This window comes from Mycobacterium sp. 1165196.3, from assembly GCF_001673415.1.
In the GTDB taxonomy this organism is placed as follows: Bacteria; Actinomycetota; Actinomycetes; order Mycobacteriales; family Mycobacteriaceae; genus Mycobacterium; species Mycobacterium europaeum_A.
Map to the genome: position 1 here is coordinate 36156 of NZ_LZLU01000131.1, position 15861 is coordinate 52016.

Annotated in this window: 16 protein-coding genes and 3 pseudogenes; 12 read left to right on the forward strand and 7 right to left on the reverse strand. The window is 67.5% G+C overall.

Features of this window, described 5'->3' with window-relative positions:
- Positions 1-175 precede the first annotated feature (175 nt).
- Positions 176-1087, forward strand: a complete 912-nt coding sequence (locus A5659_RS14275) for a chemotaxis protein CheB (RefSeq protein ID WP_067181942.1) — start codon at positions 176-178, stop codon at positions 1085-1087.
- Here A5659_RS14275 and A5659_RS14280 read toward each other — a convergent pair.
- The 3 genes from A5659_RS14280 to A5659_RS14290 are packed head-to-tail and all read right to left on the reverse strand — an operon-like array spanning position 1084 to position 4744.
- The gene (locus tag A5659_RS14280) at positions 1084-2925 is read right to left on the reverse strand and encodes a CheR family methyltransferase (protein ID WP_067181945.1); all 1842 of its coding nucleotides are present in this window, start codon (positions 2923-2925) and stop codon (positions 1084-1086) included. The genes A5659_RS14275 and A5659_RS14280 overlap by 4 nt on opposite strands.
- A 50-nt stretch (positions 2926-2975) precedes the next feature.
- On the reverse strand, positions 2976-3734 hold the full coding sequence (locus tag A5659_RS14285) for an STAS domain-containing protein (RefSeq protein WP_067181948.1): 759 nt from the start codon (positions 3732-3734) through the stop codon (positions 2976-2978).
- On the reverse strand, positions 3731-4744 hold the full coding sequence (locus A5659_RS14290) for a chemotaxis protein CheB (protein WP_067181951.1): 1014 nt from the start codon (positions 4742-4744) through the stop codon (positions 3731-3733). Before A5659_RS14290 ends, A5659_RS14285 begins: the two co-directional genes overlap by 4 nt.
- Positions 4745-4959: 215 nt before the next feature.
- Here A5659_RS14290 and A5659_RS14295 point away from each other — a divergent pair, with 215 nt between their 5' ends.
- Complete coding sequence (locus A5659_RS14295) at positions 4960-5217, forward strand: Rho termination factor (RefSeq protein WP_066870937.1); 258 nt, start codon at positions 4960-4962, stop codon at positions 5215-5217.
- Here A5659_RS14295 and A5659_RS14300 read toward each other — a convergent pair.
- Positions 5211-5789 (reverse strand): nucleotidyltransferase, encoded by a 579-nt coding sequence (locus A5659_RS14300; protein ID WP_066870941.1) that lies wholly within the window; start codon positions 5787-5789, stop codon positions 5211-5213. The two genes, A5659_RS14295 and A5659_RS14300, sit on opposite strands and share 7 nt — an antisense overlap.
- Positions 5790-5923: 134 nt before the next feature.
- Here A5659_RS14300 and A5659_RS14305 point away from each other — a divergent pair, with 134 nt between their 5' ends.
- From A5659_RS14305 to A5659_RS14320, 4 genes are read left to right on the forward strand one after another with little or no spacing between them, the layout of a single operon-like run.
- Positions 5924-6550 (forward strand): glycosyltransferase family 2 protein, encoded by a 627-nt coding sequence (locus tag A5659_RS14305; RefSeq protein ID WP_156749204.1) that lies wholly within the window; start codon positions 5924-5926, stop codon positions 6548-6550.
- Positions 6547-7500 (forward strand): acyl-CoA dehydrogenase, encoded by a 954-nt coding sequence (locus A5659_RS14310; protein WP_066870947.1) that lies wholly within the window; start codon positions 6547-6549, stop codon positions 7498-7500. Before A5659_RS14305 ends, A5659_RS14310 begins: the two co-directional genes overlap by 4 nt.
- Positions 7497-8270 carry a PIG-L deacetylase family protein gene (locus A5659_RS14315; protein ID WP_067144358.1) on the forward strand — a complete coding sequence of 258 codons (774 nt, stop codon included), beginning with the start codon at positions 7497-7499 and terminating at the stop codon, positions 8268-8270. Before A5659_RS14310 ends, A5659_RS14315 begins: the two co-directional genes overlap by 4 nt.
- Positions 8271-8321: 51 nt before the next feature.
- Positions 8322-9086 (forward strand): endonuclease/exonuclease/phosphatase family protein, encoded by a 765-nt coding sequence (locus tag A5659_RS14320; RefSeq protein ID WP_066881981.1) that lies wholly within the window; start codon positions 8322-8324, stop codon positions 9084-9086.
- Positions 9087-9092: 6 nt separating this feature from the next.
- Here A5659_RS14320 and A5659_RS14325 read toward each other — a convergent pair whose 3' ends face one another.
- Together A5659_RS14325 and A5659_RS14330 are read right to left on the reverse strand one after the other, a co-directional pair.
- A complete protein-coding gene (locus A5659_RS14325) occupies positions 9093-9380 on the reverse strand; it encodes a DUF3349 domain-containing protein (RefSeq protein WP_066870962.1) in 288 nt (95 codons plus the stop codon).
- A gap of 162 nt (positions 9381-9542) precedes the next feature.
- On the reverse strand, positions 9543-9779 hold the full coding sequence (locus tag A5659_RS14330) for a general stress protein CsbD (RefSeq protein ID WP_066870966.1): 237 nt from the start codon (positions 9777-9779) through the stop codon (positions 9543-9545).
- A gap of 238 nt (positions 9780-10017) precedes the next feature.
- On the opposite strand from A5659_RS14330, the pseudogene A5659_RS14335 reads away from it, so the two are divergent.
- The 6 genes and pseudogenes from A5659_RS14335 to A5659_RS14360 all read left to right on the forward strand — a co-directional run.
- Positions 10018-10842 (forward strand): annotated as a pseudogene (locus A5659_RS14335) (SDR family oxidoreductase).
- A gap of 230 nt (positions 10843-11072) precedes the next feature.
- Positions 11073-11471 carry a heme-binding protein gene (locus A5659_RS14340; protein WP_066870971.1) on the forward strand — a complete coding sequence of 133 codons (399 nt, stop codon included), beginning with the start codon at positions 11073-11075 and terminating at the stop codon, positions 11469-11471.
- A 130-nt stretch (positions 11472-11601) separates the two neighbouring features.
- Positions 11602-12654, forward strand: coding sequence for a DNA topoisomerase IB (locus A5659_RS14345; RefSeq protein WP_067025329.1), 1053 nt, complete (start codon positions 11602-11604; stop codon positions 12652-12654).
- A gap of 268 nt (positions 12655-12922) precedes the next feature.
- Positions 12923-13891, forward strand: coding sequence for a glycosyltransferase (locus tag A5659_RS14350; protein ID WP_067181957.1), 969 nt, complete (start codon positions 12923-12925; stop codon positions 13889-13891).
- Between the two features lie 16 nt (positions 13892-13907).
- Positions 13908-15128 carry a glycosyltransferase gene (locus A5659_RS14355; RefSeq protein WP_067181960.1) on the forward strand — a complete coding sequence of 407 codons (1221 nt, stop codon included), beginning with the start codon at positions 13908-13910 and terminating at the stop codon, positions 15126-15128.
- Positions 15129-15153: 25 nt separating this feature from the next.
- A pseudogene (locus A5659_RS14360) lies at positions 15154-15642 on the forward strand (NAD-dependent epimerase/dehydratase family protein); the annotation flags it as partial.
- A 35-nt stretch (positions 15643-15677) separates the two neighbouring features.
- Here the strand turns inward: A5659_RS14360 and A5659_RS27015 are convergent.
- Positions 15678-15860: pseudogene (locus A5659_RS27015) on the reverse strand (NAD-dependent epimerase/dehydratase family protein); the annotation flags it as partial.
- Between the last annotated feature and the right edge of the window lies 1 nt (position 15861).

The window sequence follows — 15861 nt, forward strand, 5'->3', positions numbered from 1 at the left end:
CCGCGCCACCGTCCTTCTGCCAACACCAGATGGCATACCCTGCGCGGAAATCGCGAAACGGCTGCGACGGCCTCTTCGCCTGCAGGCCCGAGGTTCGCCACGTGGACTAGAGGTAAGCGCTAAACCGGGATCGCCCGGGACTGCGGCGTGGGTCGGCAAGGTGGAGACTTGAGGGATGCAGACTCACGGGCACGGCACCGCCGTTGAGCTGGTGGCGCTGCTGGCGTCGGCGGGTGGCCTGGAAGCCCTGTCGACGGTCTTGCGCGATCTGCCCCCGGACTTTCCGGCCGCCGTCGTCGTGCAACAACACCTGGGGGGCCACACCAGCGTCCTGCCCACCATCCTGGGCCGACTGACGGATCGTCCGGTCGGCTGGGCGCGCCAGGGACAGGCCCTCACACCGGGACAGGTGGCGGTCTGCCCGCCGGGAATGCTGTTGGAAGTCACCGTCGATGGCCACTTCCGGCTGCACAGCGGGGTCAACCACGGGACCCAGGGGTCGGACGTGCTGCTGACGTCCATGGCCAGTTCGTACGGACCGAGGAGCGTTGCCGTGGTGCTGTCGGGGTCGGGACACGACGGGGCGGCGGGCACCGTCGCGATGAAGGATGCCGGTGCCATCGTCATCGCCGAAAGTCCGGCGACGGCGCAGTACCCGTCGATGCCGCTAGCCGCCGCGCGCGCCGGCGCCGACCTGGTGTTGGACATCGACGAAATCGGGCAGGTCTTGGTCGGCATCGTCGGTGGGGCACCGCTACCCCAACAGCGGAAATCACCGGCACCCCAGGCTATGGACGTCGGCGCGGCCATTGCCACCACCTACGGCGTTCTCGACGGCTTACCCCCGAAGTTTGGCAGCAACACTGCGGCGGCCCGGGGCGAGCTCGCCCGACGGCGGGCGGCAGAACTGCAACGCAGGCGGCGGGAGCTAACGGTGGGATTGGGCGCCACGCAGGAGACGGTTGCCTTGGCTCGACGCAGGGCCCAGGAATCACGGTCCCGCGCGCAACTAGCTCATCAGGCCGCCGAGGAAGCATCCGTCCGGTGGCCGAATCGGTTGTCGCACCACCAGATCACGGGTAACTAACCGACAACCTCCATCAGCAGCAGCGCCCCGCCAACCGTCCCCTCGCTGGAGCGGAACGACGTGCACGTGATGCGCACCGTGGCCGGACGGCCACGCCGGTTGACGGCGTCCACCACCACGTGACCGGAGCTCTCCGGGTCGACAAAAGCGTTGCCGATCAAGGGCCGCACGGCATCAAGCGGCAGGCCGATGTCCAGGTTGGTCAGCCTTGACCCCGTCGCTTCGTCGGCCCGCAGCCCCCAGAGCTCCTCACAGCCGCGGTTCCACAGGATCACCTTCATTTCCCGGTCGACCACCACCATGCCCATCCGAACGGAGTCGATCAGCGAATCCTGGAAATGCTTGGCTTCGTCCAATTCCAGGCTGCGCTCGCGCAACATCTCGTTGATGGTGTGCAGTTCGTCGTTGGTGGACTGCAGCTCCTCGTTCATGGTCTCGAGTTCTTCGTTGGTCGACTGCAGTTCCTCGTTGGTGGTCTCGAGTTCCTCGACCGTGGATTGCAATTCCTCGTTGGTGGTCTCGAGTTCCTCGTTAGTGGATTGCAGCTCTTCGTAAGCCGCCTCGAGTTGCCGATTGGTTTGGACGACCTTGTCCAGCAGCGCGCGCGTCGCGGTGACGTCGAAGAACACGATCGACACCCCGAGCAAGCCGTTCTCGGCGTCGACGAGGGGGTTGACGTGGATCTCGAACCACACCGTTTCGGCACCCGGCCGCTGCCACTTGACGTCCTGGATCCGCGCCGAGCGCCGCTCCACCTTGGCCTGCTCCAGATATGCACGAAGCTCCACCGGACGGTAGGACACCTCGAGATCACGCAGCAGCCGGCCGATGTCGCGGGCCGAGAGCCCGAAGATGGTCTCGGCCTGCTGGTTGATCATGGCGACGGTGTCCTCGCCGGTGACCACGATCTGGGCCACCGGACTGGCGCGAAATGCCAAGTCGCGCACCGTCGTCAACCCCGGCAGGTCCACGTTGCGCTCGTAGAACGCCGCATTGGGATCGTAGCGATCCACTCCGCCGTGAGTTCCGGCCACCTTGCGAAAGATCCGGTGTTTGAGGTTCACCGGAGTGAATCTTTCTCCGTGGCTGAGCAACATCTCGGCGTGCCCGAGAAACAGCGTGCCCTGCGGGGAGAGGGCGAAATGCAGACGCCCCAACACGTTTCGTTGCGTCTCCGCGTTGAGATACATCAGGCTGTTGCGGCACACCAGCAGATCCACGCGCGAGATCGGCGCGTCCTTGACCAAGTCGTTGCGGCCGAAGATCACCGCGCGCCGCAGGTCTTTGTGAAAAGCGTAGCGGCCGTTGAGCTGTTCGAAATAGCGCCCCAACAGATCCGGCGGTACGGATTCGACCGCCTTGGCGTCGTAGGAGGCGGCCCGCGCCTCGCTGAGCGCGTCCTCGTCGACATCGGTGGCGTAGATCTTGACCCGTTCCCGGAACCCGTCCGGTCCTAATGCCTCGGCGAAGAGCATGGCCAGCGTATAGGCCTCCTGCCCCGAGGCGCAGCCGGCGCTCCACACCCGAATCGGATCGGCGGGGCCGCGCTCGGCCAGCAACCGCGGTATGACCTCGGCGCTGATGAACTCCCACGCATCGGGGTCACGGAAGAACGAAGTGACGTTGATCAGGACGGTGTTGAACAGCGCGGTGAATTCATCGGAACTGGCCTGCAGGAAATCGAGGTAGTCGTCGAACGCGGCGTAGCCCGCCTGGTCCATCCGGTGCCGGACGCGCCGCATCAGTGAGGTGCGCTTGTAGCCGGTGAAGTCGAATCCGCGCGAATCCCGCATATACCGCAACAGGGCTTCGAAAGCCTCGTCAGTCGTGGATTCCATGCACGTCCCGTCGATAACGATTTACCGAAGGACATGAACACTACTCGCGGTCAGAACTGGTTTTCCTGACCGATCAAAGCCCACACGGTTTTGCCCGACGACGTCGGGGTCGCGCCCCACGCCCGGCACAACGCGGCGACGATGGCCAGCCCAGAGACGATGTCGGCGCCGAGGGCGGCGTCTTCGTGCCGCCCGGGCAGGCGAGAACTGTTGTCCTCCACGGCGACCGTGACGGTGTCTTGGTAGCTCTCGACGATCAACACCGGTGCACTCCGCGTGTGGTCGAGAACGTTTTCGACGAAGACGGTGGCCAGCGTGGCAGCGACCGGGATCACCTCGCCGATGTCCCACTGGGTGAGCCATTCGCCGATCACACTGCGCGCAACCTCGAGGCTGCTGATGTTTCGTGCCAGGCTGGCGCGGGCCCGGCGTCGCACTCGCAGGGACTGACTCGCCACGGCGTCCAGGGCGATCTCGCGGGTGGCATGTATCGGCACATACCGGGTCACCCCGGCCGAGCTCATCGCGCGCCGCACCTGCGGGGCGGAAGCAACCAGCAGGATCGGCACATCGGGCCAGACGCTGACGTGCCAGCGAGCGCTGGTGAACACCGTCCACGCGGAGGCCGATGGCGCATGCAGGCCGTTGATGTCGACAATCACCGCGCGGGGTTCGTCGATCGCGGCCTTGATGACCGCGTCACGGATGGTCCGATAGGTCGAGCTGTCGAGTACCCCCGCCACGGTCAGGATCGGCAGGTCTTGAGACGTCTTTCGCTCGATCCGGACAGTCGGTCGGTCGCCGGTCATCCAGCTTCACCCTCTTGCTGGGCGGTGGTCGAGAGCCGGTCGCTGAGCAGGGTCAGCGCGCGCTCGGTCTCCTCCGCAATCGCCGTGTAGCGCCGCACGAGCAGCTCGGTTCCAGCTTTGGCGGCCATGCCCCGGGCCAGCCTGGCCTTTTCCTGCAGGCTGCGCACCGCGATCCACATCGCCCCCTCGAGTTCGGTGTCCCGCGCGCCCAGCAGGGCCTCGGCCGTCCACGCGTGGCCCACCTGGCAGCGGAAATTGCCCTCGCTGACGGAAACCAGCGAGCCATTGCAGTCGGGGCAGGTGTAGCCCGACGGTGATCCCAGTTTCTCGGTATCGAAATCGGTCGCGAACCGCGACATCATGGCGATGCGGTTCTCGAGCTCCATCGCGGAGTCGCGCTCCATGTCGGAATCCTCTATCTCTCGGTGCGACAGCTCTTTGAGGACCGCGCCGATGCCGGCCGCCGGCGACTGCCGATCCACCACGCCGGCATCAACGGCGTTGGTCGGCATCGCCGGGAACAACGCGTCCTCGGGTGACTGGCCGATGGTGGTTCCGCCGCGCGAACGGATGGCGCCCAGTCCCAGCACGCCGTCGTCGAGCACGCCGGAGAGCAACACGCCGATCGCGCGGGGCCCGAAGTTCAATGCCACCGAGCGAAACAAGGCATTGATCGCCGGGCGGTGGCCGTTCTCGGTCGGCCCCTGGGTCAGCAGCACGCGATGATCGGCGACCAGCAGATGGCGGTCCGGCACACCGACGTAGATGCGGCCGGGCTCCAGCGCTGCGCCGTCTTGGGCAGCTACCGCCGGCAGCGGACCGCTGCGGTCGATGATGCGGGCGAGGATGCTGGGCGCACCCGCGGGCACATGAAGCACCATCAGATACGCGTACGGCACGTCCGGCGAGAGGCCGGCGGCGAGGTTGGACAGCGCTTCCACGCCGCCGGCCGATGCGCCGATCGCCACCACGCCTTGCAGGGCGCCGACCTCAGCCGTCTGAACCACCACTTTCGACTACCCCTATCGATGGTAGGTAATCGGCCGGCCGCTGAATAGCGGCCGCCGACGAGCTGCCCGACCGGTTCGTCGAGGACTTCGCCGCCGCCCTGGCGCGGCACCGCTGCTGGGAACGGCGCACGGACCCGGTGCCGGCCTGAGCAGGTTTTTGAACCGGCCGAGGCGGGCACTACTGACGAAGATGTCTGTGGACAGGAGGATGAATCATGCCGCGTTCCTCGATCAAGAACGAAAAGATGTATCAGGACTTGCGCAAGAAGGGCGACTCCAAGGAGAAGGCCGCGCGCATCTCGAACGCCGCCGCCGGCCAGGGCAAGTCGAAGGTCTCCCGCAAGGGCGGCAAGTCGGGGTCTTACCAGGACTGGACCGTGCCGGAGCTCAAGAAGCGCGCCAAAGAGCTTGGCATGTCCGGCTATTCGAGCCTGAGCAAGGACAAACTGGTCGCCAAGCTGCGGAATCACTGACCCGTCAGGCCGAGTCGGTCGACCAGTACCAGAAACGCGACCGCGTAGTCGTTGTCGACGGTCTGCGCCCGAATGGCTTCCCAGTCCAGACGTTCGCGCACCGCGCGGACCGCGGGCAGCAATTTGGCGAAGTCGCAGTGGTGCTCGCCCAGCGAGCGCAGCTGTTGGACCAGCACCATGGTGGGAGGCAACACCGGCATGCGGATCGCCAGCACGTCGCGTTGTTCGGCCCTGTTCAGCGTGTCGGCGTCCACGGGCACGCCATTGATGCGATGCAGGATATCCACGAGTACGCCAGCGGTGCGGGCCTTGAACAACCAGTCCTCCGGCGGGCGTTCGATGGCGAATCCGGCGTCGGCCAAAGCGGTGACGGCGGCGTCCACGTCGGTCTCGCTCACCACCAGGTCCACGTCGTGACTGGGTTCCGGTGCGCCGTAAGCCCATAGCGCATAACTGCCGGCCAAGGCGAAGGGTGGCCCCTTCTCCTTGAGCGCCGAGGCGGCGCCCCGCAGCGCATCTCGCAACGGCGTGGCGCAGGCGGATCCGTCGGTGTGGGTGTCGGTGGCGGCCATGGTGTTTAGGTCATACCCGGCGAACGGGCGAGGCAACCTGGGGCGGTCGCTGAAGCCGTTTAACTTGCGGCTAATCGGGAAATCTTGGGGTTATGTCAACCGCCGTGCCATGCGCATATGACGGTGCAGCCGTCGTGATCCCCGTCCACAACGAACGAGCAAAGCTGCCTGCGTGTCTGCGCGCGGTACTGACTGCCGCCCTGTGTGCGCCGATCCCGGTGCAGATCGTGGTGGTGCTCGACGGTTGCGATGACGGCAGCGACGAACTGGCCGGCGACTACGGCCCCGATGTGCATTTCCTCAAGGTAGACGTGCACAATCCCGGCGCGGCCCGGGCCGTCGGGTTCGGTTATGCGCGCTCCCTGTTCAGCGACGATGCCAATTGCTGGTTTGCCACCACCGACGCCGACGGTCGAGTCGACCCGCGCTGGCTGACCGATCAGCTGAAGTCCGGCGCGGAGATGGTCGTGGGCGTCGTGCGGTACTACGAGGCCGGCGCCGGACACCGGGAAAGCCACCACGAGTTGGTCGGCGGCGACATGGGCTTCGACGCGCGGGCGTATTGGCATGTCGGTGGCTTTCGTACCCTGCCGACCGGTGAGAAGACCGACTTGGTCGAGCGGTTCGAAGCCGCGGGCCACCGCATTCATCGACACACCGAACTGTCTGTGATCACACCGGCGCGGACCGAGGCTCGGGCCCTGCACGGATTCGCCCACCTCAGGCAGTTGGGGAGATCGGCGGCGGGTGATTGCGCGTGACGGCGGGGTTGGTTGAGCACTGGCTGGAGTCCGGACGACTCGAGTTACCCCTTCCCGCCTCCGGTCGCACCGCCGAACGCTGGCAACGCCTGGCGCGCCTCGCCGAGGAGAACATCGTGGCGGCCAGGATCGCCGAAGCCCACGTCGACGCGGTAGCGATACTTCACGAGCTGGGCGGCAAGCCGCCCGAACCGGGTCAGCTGTGGGGCGTGTGGGCGGCCGAAGCCCCCGACGCCGTGCTCACGGCCACCGACGTCGACGGCGCCTTCACCCTGAGTGGCACCAAGGTGTGGTGCGCGGGTGCGGGGTTCTGCACCCACGCACTGGTGACTGCGCGACTGGCGGACGGCACCCGCGGCCTGTTCGCGGTCACCGCCACCGACCCGACCGTCAAAGCGTTGCCGAGCACGTGGTGGAACGCCGGTATGGCGGGCAGTGACACCAGGCCGGTTCAGTTCACCAATGCCCAGGCCGTCGCCGTGGGCGACCCCGGGGCCTACCTGGACCGCCCCGGCTTCTGGCATGGCGCCATCGGTGTCGCCGCCTGTTGGCTGGGCGGCGCGCGCCGGGTCGCCGACCCGCTGTACCGTTGCGCCGCAAGCCAATCCGCCGACGCTTATTCGCTGGCGCATCTGGGCGCCGTGGACGCCGCGCTCGCCGCCGGTGACGCGATTCTGACCGCAGCGGCGAGCCAGATCGACGACGACCCGTTCGACCGGGCCGGCACCGCGCAGCTGTTGGCCCGCAGGGTGCGCACGGTGGTGGAACACGCGGTCGACGAAGCCATCACCCGCACCGGGCGGGCGCTGGGCCCGGGCCCCCTGTGTCAGGATGGGCGGCACGCGCAGCGGGTCGCCGATCTGAGCATCTACATCCGCCAAAGCCACGCGGAGCGAGACCTCGCCGAGCTCGGGCATCTGGCGGGCCAGCAGGCGACGAGGGACCCATGAAAACCCTGCCGGCGGGCAACTGCGCCAGGTTTGCGGCCAAGCCGCTGACGCACAGCGGCACTCCAGCGCCGTTGTGGCTGGCCGAGTTTCAGGAGCGGCCCCTGCCGGCGCTGGATCTGACGGAGTGCAAGAACCTGGTCGTGGTGGCCCCGCACCCCGATGACGAAACCTTGGGCTTGGGTGCCATGATCACCCAGCTGGCCGCGGCGGGGGCGCGAATTCACGTGGTCTGCACCAGCGACGGCGGCGCCGCACGCCCTGGAGCGTCGGCCTCGGAGCGTCTTCGCATGGAAACCATCCTTCGATACGAATCACGCAGGGCAACAAACCTTTTGAACGTCCCTCCGCCGATGTTGCTGGGTTTGCCCGACGGCGAGCTGACAGACCACGAGGACAAGCTCACCGAGACGCTGACCGAGGTCCTCCAAGCGGCCGGCCCCGCGACCTGGTGTGCGGCCACCTGGCGCGGTGACGGCCATCCTGATCACGAAGCCGTGGGGCGCGCGGCCGCGACCGCGTGTGAGCGCACCGGAGCCACGCTGCTGGAATATCCGATCTGGATGTGGCACTGGGCGATTCCGGCCGACACGGCGGTGCCCTGGGACCGGGCCCACTCGGTGCGCACGCCCGGCTGGGCGATGGAGCGCAAACGTCGCGCCGCGCAATGCTATCGCAGCCAATTCGCTTTCAGCGCAGGCGAATCAGCGCCCATACTGCCGGGCTTCGTGCTTTCGCGACTGCTCACGGTGGGCGAAGTCGTATTCCGGTGACCGCGTCGCCCCGGTGACTGCATGACCGCGAAAGTGGGTAGTTGAAGGCCTATGCGCGTGGCGACTTTCAACATCCTGCACGGTCGCACCGTCGGTGATGGCGTGGTGGTTGACCGGCTGCGTGAGTGCGTGCGCCGCCTCGATCCCGACGTGCTGAGCCTGCAAGAGGTCGACTGTGATCAGCCGCGGTCCGAGCGCGCCGACCTGACCGCCGCGGCGGCCGAAGCCATGGGAGCGGTCGAACACCGGTTCGTGGCGGCCATTTCCGGCACACCGGGGGCGACCTGGATGGCCGCCACCGGCCGCGAACAGCCGGGTACCGCGGCCTATGGGATCGCGCTGCTGTCTCGCTACCCGGTGACCAGTTGGCAGGTGCTGCGGTTACCGCGGATTCCCATGCGGTTCCCCATGTACCTGCCCGGTCCCAACCGGGTGATGGTCGTCGACGAGGAGCCACGGGCGGCGGTCATCGCGCAGTTGCGCACCCCGATGGGCGGGCTGACGGTGGCCAACACGCACCTGTCGTTCGTTCCGGGGTGGAATCGGCGCCAGCTGCGCAGGGTGATCTGCGACCTGCGCGGCTTCCCGGGCCCGCGGCTGTTGACCGGCGACTTGAACATGACCCCCAAAACGGTGCGCCGCTGGTCCGGCATGCGGGCGCTGGCCGCGGCGCAGACGTTTCCCGCGGACAGTCCCCACCGCCAGCTCGACCACATCCTGACCGACGATCCCCGGCTGCGCGGCGGCGCCGTCGAGGCGGACCTGATGACCATTTCCGACCACCGTCCGCTGGTGGTGGACCTGCACCGGGACTGAACCCGTTCAGTCTTCTTGAGCGCCAGCCGATCTCATCGCCACCAGCACACGCTCGACGTCGGCCGTGCTGGGCATCGCGTCGGTGACCCCGATGATGGCCACCCCGACATCTGCGTGGTCGATCCCGAGGCGCCTGGGCGTGAGCAGCTTGCGGGCGATCGCGGTGACTTCGTCGTCGGTCACGCGCCGTGGCAGCAACGCCAACAGCGGCGCGTAGCCGACGTCGGGCGCGCCCCTGGGGCGGCCCGCACGCAGAAACGCGATCATGCTCGATACCCGCTGTCCCAGGCTCATCCGCCGCCCCGCTCGTCCGCACGCCACCCGCCAAAAGCGGCTCAAGCCGGGGAATAGCCCGGCGGGACGGCTTGAAACCAGTCGAATGGCGATCGTCGGCATAGCCTGGGCGCGCGCAAGGGGCCCGGCCCGACTTTCGGACCAGGCCCCTTGCGGGGTGGCCTACTGGTTCTTCTTCTGGCGCTCTTCGGCAGCGTCCGCGCCGGCCCGCGCCGACTCGGCTTCGGCTTCCTTCTTGCCCGCATCGCGTTGGGCGTCCGCCTTGTCCTGCTGGGCCTGGCCCTCTTCGGACAGGTCGTCGCGGCCAAGTATCGCGCCGCCGACCTCCTTGGCCTTGCCCTTGACGCCTTCGACGGTGCCCTTGACTGCTTCCTCCGGTCCGCTGTTCTGGTCTCCCATGCGTCGACCTCCTTCTCGGTGGTTGGTGGACTTGCGCTCGACGGCATCTAGGGCGTTCCCGCCGCGCGGGGCATCAAACGCCTCGCACCGCGTTGCGCCTGGACACGCGCGGCGTTCTGTGCGCGCGATCACTCCAGGCGCTAGCTGCGCCCGAAGCTCAGGTGCGGCCCCGCCGAAACTAACGGTTGAGCCGGGTTTTACTGGGTACTGTCCGACGACGAACGCCGGGGGGTGAGGTGTGGTGACGACGACCATCGCAGTAATCGGGGCGACCGGCACGGCGGGCACGCGTGTCGTCGCGCGGTTGAGGGCGCGCGATGTCGCAGTGGTCGAGATTTCGCGTGAGTACGGCGTCGACCTGTTCAACGACGCAAGCTGTCGCAGGCACTCAAGGGAGTCGACGTCGCCATCGACGTGTCCAACCCGGTGCCGCCCGACGGGCAGTCCGACATCGCCCAGACCCTCGCGGCCGCATCGCACAACCTCGTGGGCGCGTGCGCGACGCAGGATGTGCAGCGCCTGGTGGTGTCGACGATCGCGGGAATCGAGGACCCGGTGTTCGACGGCTTCGCCTACTACGAGGCCAAACGGCAGGCGAAGGACATCCTGCTCGACGGCCCGGTGCCGACCACCATCGTCAAGTCGACCCATTGGTATGAGTTCGCCACCAATCACGACGCGGTGAGCTGTGACGACACCGAGGTGGTCGTCGAGGACTGGCTGATTCAGCCCATCGCGGCCGATACCGTCGCCGACGTGCTGGTCGAGGCGGCCCTGGGGCAGACGCACACGCCGCGCACCAATCACCGGGCCCGACCCCATCCGGTTACCGGAGCTGACATCGAAACTGCTTACGCAGCAAGGTGATCCCCGACAGGTCCGCGTGGTAGAGCCCGCCGTTGCCGCGCTGGGCGCCGGAGCGCTACTGGCTGGCGATCGCGCGGTGGTCGTCGGCCCCGACGTCGACACCTGGTTGCACACCCTCGCGCCGCCCAGCACCGACGGACATCACCCCGCGGACGGCGACGGCTCCCGCCCTCGCATCGGCCCGAGCTTCAGGTAACGATTGCATCACGATCCCGCTGACAATTCCTTAAGAACCGGGCCCGTTTCTTAAAAATCCTCGGATCATTTGATCGTTCGCTTAGCAAACGACCCCTAAAGAGGCCAGGACGGCCGCCGGCGTTCGTTGTCGGCGAAAGCCCGCACTGTTCGATTCCGCTACTTTGGATTTCGAGGATCGGGAGCCTCTCTTCAGAGAAAATCACTTCGCTTTCGAAGGACATCACAATCATGAAAATCAGCAGCATTGTCGCGCGCCGGAAAGTGGCCGGAATCAGTGCCGGCTGCCTGCTCGGGGGAATGGCCATGGGCATCGTCGGCGCACCGTCGGCGGCCGCAGCACCCGACTGCAGCCCCGGCGGGGTGAACAACACCGTGTCAGCGGTGCAGGGCTCGGCCGAGCAGTATCTGGCGGCGCATCCGGGCGCCAACCAGGTGGTGACGGCGGCCTACGGGCAGCCGCGGCCCCAGGCCGAGTCGAGCTTGCGCAGCTACTTCACCGGCCACCCGCAGGAATACAACGACCTGCGCGGCATCCTGGCACCGATCGGCGACACCGAACGGCAGTGCAATGTCACCGCCCTGCCGCCGTACCTCGAGTCGGCTTACCAGGAATTCATGGCCGGCTGACCGCAGTCCCGAGACGACCCGCCACGACGCTGTGGCGGGTCGTTTTCCATTCCGGCCGCGCTTCTTGGCCGTGTGAACGACTTCTCCGGCGGGTAATTGTGCAGTCAGCGACCAGAACTGGAGGACGACAATGCGGTTGCGCCGTAGCGTGCTGAGCAAGCCGGGAATCGCGCGCAAGCGTCGCGGCAAAGGCTTTGCGTATTACCAACCGGATGGCAAGCCGGTCTCCGACCCGGAAACCTTGCAGCGCATCAAGGATCTGGTCATTCCGCCGGCATGGAAGAAGGTGTGGATTTCGCCATACGCCAATGGCCACATCCAGGCCGTCGGCGTCGACGCGGCCGGTCGCCGGCAGTACCTGTACCACACCGCCTGGCAGCAGGAGCGTGCCGAGGAAAAGTTCGACCGCGTGCTGGAACTGTCCACCCGGTTGCCGGCATGGCGCGCCGAGATAGCCAAGGATCTGACGCGACAGGGCTTGACCCGCAAGCGGGTCCTGGCGCTCGCGCTGCGGCTGCTGGATCGCGGCTACTTCCGCGCCGGTGGCGAACAGTACGCCGAGGAGCACGAGTCCTACGGCCTGTCCACCCTGTTGTGTGAGCATGTGGTGGTTCGGCGCAACGCCGTCGAGTTCGATTTCCCGGCCAAGAGCGGGGTCCGGCGCACCGTGGAAATCGAGGACCCCGAAGTGGTTCGAGCGGTGCGCGCCCTGATGCGCCGGCCCGAGCGCACCGAGCGATTGCTGGCGTGCCGCAACGCATCCGGGTGGCTTGATGTGCGTGCCGACGACCTGAACGCCCGCTTTAAGGAATTGGTGGGCGACGAGTACACCGTCAAAGATTTGCGGACGTGGCATGGAACGGTGCTCGCGGCCACGGCGTTCGCCGATGCCGACCCGGCGGTCTCACAGCGGGTCGCCAAGCGCGTCGAATCCGCGGTGATGAAAGAGGTGGCCCAGGAGTTGGGCAACACCCCGGCCGTGGCGCGCGGTTCCTACGTCGACCCCCGGGTCGTCACCGGTTACGAGCAAGGACTGACCATCGCCGCGGCGGCGCGCCGTGCCGAACGCGCCCGCAAGCCCGATGTGGCGCAGGAAATCCTGGACAAGGCGACCCGCATGCTGATCCGGCGAGTCGCCAAGGGCAACAGCGCGTCGGGATCGTCGCTGCCCAAGAGCGCCTGAGCAAAGAACGCGGCCGCCGCCGACCCAGCCGGTGCGCGCGGGCAAACCGGTTCTCCGTCCGACGGTGTTCGTCCGGTGTCCATGGGAGTTCGCATCATGGACAGTAGGCGCGATCTAGGCGCCACCGGGCATGGCGACCACTTCTCCACCAAACACATTGTGCCGCACCGATAGACGTGCTCGCGGAGGCCCATGACGGCCCGGCCGCGTTCGAAATCAGCGGCCGAAACGCTGTTTATCGGAGAAGTCCTAGGGTATCTGGCTCGCCATGTTGGATCCCGGCCGAGCAAAGCGCGTTCTGGTGTGGCACGTGCACGGATCGTGGGCGCAGGCCTTCGTCGCGGGCGGGCACCGCTATTTGATTCCGGTGGCCGCCGATCGCGGTCAGGACGGCATCGGGCTGGCCGGACGATCGTGGCCCAACGCGCAGGAAATCCCGCTCGAGGACCTGGCGGCCGAAGACATCGACCTGGTGGTGCTGCAACGCCCGCACGAGGAAGAACTCGTCGCCCGCTGGGCGGGTCGGCGACCCGGCCTCGACTTGCCGGCGGTCTATGTCGAGCACAACGCGCCCCGCGAACACGCAGCCCAAACCCGCCATCCCCTCGCCGAGCGCCACGACATCCCCCTCGTGCACGTCACCGCGTTCAACCGGTTGATGTGGGACAGCGGTCGCGCGCCGACTCGGGTCATCGGTCACGGCGTTGCCGATCCCGGCCAGTTGTACACCGGCGACGTGCCGCGGGCCGCCACCATGATCAACGAGCCGGCGCGGCGCGGTCGTGTGGTCGGCGCCGACCTGTTGGAGCCGCTGTCGAAGTATGCCCAGATCGACGTGTGGGGCATGGGCACCGAGGGGATCTGCGTCAATCGTGGTGCGGTCACCGGCCGCGGCGACGTCGCCGCGCCGCAGCTGTGGCGCCAGATCGCCCGCCGCCGGGTGTTCCTGCATACCGCCCGCTGGACCTCGCTCGGGCTGTCCCTGATCGAGGCGATGCTGCTGGGGATGCCTATCGTCGCCGTCGGCTCGACGATGGTGCCTTTCGTCGTCCCCTCCGAGGCAGGCGTTGTCAGCCCGGACCCGGTGACGCTGGGCGAAGGGCTGCGAGATTACCTCGACGACCAGGCAACCGCCGCGGCCTCCGGTAAGGCCGCACGCGAATTCGCCACTGCCCGTTTCGGACTCGACCGTTTCCTCGCCGAGTGGGACCAACTGATCGAGGAACAGTGCAACTGAGGAGGAAGGAGCCCGCATGAGGATCGCGATGATCTCCGAGCACGCCAGCCCGCTGGCGCATCTGGGCGGCGTGGATGCCGGCGGACAGAACGTCCACGTCGCCGAGCTGTCCTCCGCGCTGGCACGGCGTGGCCACGATGTCGTGGTGTACACCCGCCGCGACGATCCCGAGCTTGCCGAGTCCGTCGAGACTCCGGACGGCTATTGCGTGGTGCACGTCCCGGCGGGCCCGGCCCGGGTACTGCCCAAAGACCAGTTGCTGCAATACATGTACGGCTTCGCCCATTTCCTGGAGAGCCGGTGGCTGACGGATGCGCCCGACGTGGCACACGCGCACTTCTGGATGTCGGGCGTGGCCACCCAGCGCGCCGCGCGGGCGCACTCGATACCCACCGTGCAGACGTTCCACGCGCTGGGCCTGACCAAGAAACTGCACCAGGGCACCGACGACACCAGCCCGGGTTGCCGAATCGCCGTGGAGGGCCGGATCGCACGCGAAGCCACCTGGGTCGCCGCCACCAGCACCGACGAGGTTTTTGAGCTGGTTCGGATGGGCCGGGCGCGATCCCGGACCTCCGTGGTGCCGTGCGGGGTTGACATCGACGCTTTCACCCCACACGGTCCGGTGGCCGCCCGAGGGGACCGGCCCCGCGTCGTATCGGTGGGACGGCTGGTGCCGCGCAAGGGCTTTGAGACATTGATCCGGGCCATGCCGCGCATCCCGGATGCCGAATTGGTGGTTGTGGGCGGCCCGCACGTCACCGAGCTGCCCGAGGACCCGCACGCACAACACCTGTTGCAGCTGGCGATCGACCTCGGGGTGGCCGACCGGGTGCGCCTGTTCGGCGGGGTCACCCGCGCCGAGATGCCGGCGCTGCTGCGGTCCGCCGATGTGGTGGCATGCACACCCTGGTACGAGCCGTTCGGCATTGTGCCCTTGGAAGCCATGGCGTGTGGCATCCCGGTGGTGGCCACCGCGGTGGGCGGGATCCGCGACACCGTCGTCGACGGCGGCACCGGCCGGCTGGTGCCACCCAGGGATCCCGATGCGCTCGGCGAAGCCCTGGCCACCCTGATTTGCGATGGCCGCCGCGGACGGGCGCTGGGCAAGGCCGGGCGCGAACGCGCCCGGGCGCGCTACACCTGGGACCGGGTGGCCGCCGACACCGAACGCATCTACGAGAAGGTGTCACTCGCCCGGCGCGACATGAGCACACCGAGCACACGTTCCGGGTGATCCTGTGGCTCAATCACCTTCCCGCATGCACCGCCGGGACCACCGGTACCAGAGCCGGGTACGTCCGCTCTCCCGCGCTCTGGTCACCGGCGGTGCCGGATTCCTCGGCGCGCACCTGTGCGATCGGCTCCTTGCCGCCGGTGTCGAGGTGGTCAGCGTGGACGACCTGTCCACCAGCACAACCGATCACCGGCTGGCGGGCCATCCCGGGTACCGGTTCGTGCAGCACGACGTCTGCGACCCCGGCCTGGTCGAGGAGATCGGCAGTTCTTTCGACGTGGTTTTCCATTTGGCCTCGCCGGCTTCCCCGGTCGACTACCAGCGCCGGCCCATCGAGACGCTGCGCGCCGGATCGGCGGGCACCGCGACGGCGCTGGACATCGCCGAGCGTGGCGGCGCCAGGTTCGTGTTGACCTCTACCAGCGAGGTGTACGGCGACCCCGAGGTGCACCCCCAACACGAATCATATTGGGGCAACGTCAATCCGGTGGGACCGCGCAGCGCCTGGAAGCAGAACGACGGAACCATCCGTCCGTCGCCGGCGCGCATGCCCGGCCCGTAGGTGTTGAAGATGCGTGCCACCCCGACATCAACGCGGCCCAGGCGGCGGTGGGCGAACGCGAGCGCTTCGGCGTACCGCTTGGCTTCGTCGTAGACGCTGCGCGGTCCCACCGGATTGACGTTGCCCCAATATGATTCGTGTTGGGGGTGCACCTCGGGGTCGCCGTACACC

Excerpts from the sequence above, each read along its gene's own strand:
- A5659_RS14275 (WP_067181942.1), top strand. The coding sequence starts at position 176 with ATGCAGACTCACGGGCACGGCACCGCCGTTGAGCTGGTGGCGCTGCTG.
- A5659_RS14280 (WP_067181945.1), bottom strand. The coding sequence starts at position 2,925 with ATGGAATCCACGACTGACGAGGCTTTCGAAGCCCTGTTGCGGTATATG.
- A5659_RS14285 (WP_067181948.1), bottom strand. The coding sequence starts at position 3,734 with ATGACCGGCGACCGACCGACTGTCCGGATCGAGCGAAAGACGTCTCAA.
- A5659_RS14295 (WP_066870937.1), top strand. The coding sequence starts at position 4,960 with ATGCCGCGTTCCTCGATCAAGAACGAAAAGATGTATCAGGACTTGCGC.
- A5659_RS14300 (WP_066870941.1), bottom strand. The coding sequence starts at position 5,789 with ATGGCCGCCACCGACACCCACACCGACGGATCCGCCTGCGCCACGCCG.
- A5659_RS14315 (WP_067144358.1), top strand. The coding sequence starts at position 7,497 with ATGAAAACCCTGCCGGCGGGCAACTGCGCCAGGTTTGCGGCCAAGCCG.
- A5659_RS14320 (WP_066881981.1), top strand. The coding sequence starts at position 8,322 with ATGCGCGTGGCGACTTTCAACATCCTGCACGGTCGCACCGTCGGTGAT.
- A5659_RS14325 (WP_066870962.1), bottom strand. The coding sequence starts at position 9,380 with ATGAGCCTGGGACAGCGGGTATCGAGCATGATCGCGTTTCTGCGTGCG.
- A5659_RS14330 (WP_066870966.1), bottom strand. The coding sequence starts at position 9,779 with ATGGGAGACCAGAACAGCGGACCGGAGGAAGCAGTCAAGGGCACCGTC.
- A5659_RS14340 (WP_066870971.1), top strand. The coding sequence starts at position 11,073 with ATGAAAATCAGCAGCATTGTCGCGCGCCGGAAAGTGGCCGGAATCAGT.
- A5659_RS14345 (WP_067025329.1), top strand. The coding sequence starts at position 11,602 with ATGCGGTTGCGCCGTAGCGTGCTGAGCAAGCCGGGAATCGCGCGCAAG.
- A5659_RS14350 (WP_067181957.1), top strand. The coding sequence starts at position 12,923 with ATGTTGGATCCCGGCCGAGCAAAGCGCGTTCTGGTGTGGCACGTGCAC.
- A5659_RS14355 (WP_067181960.1), top strand. The coding sequence starts at position 13,908 with ATGAGGATCGCGATGATCTCCGAGCACGCCAGCCCGCTGGCGCATCTG.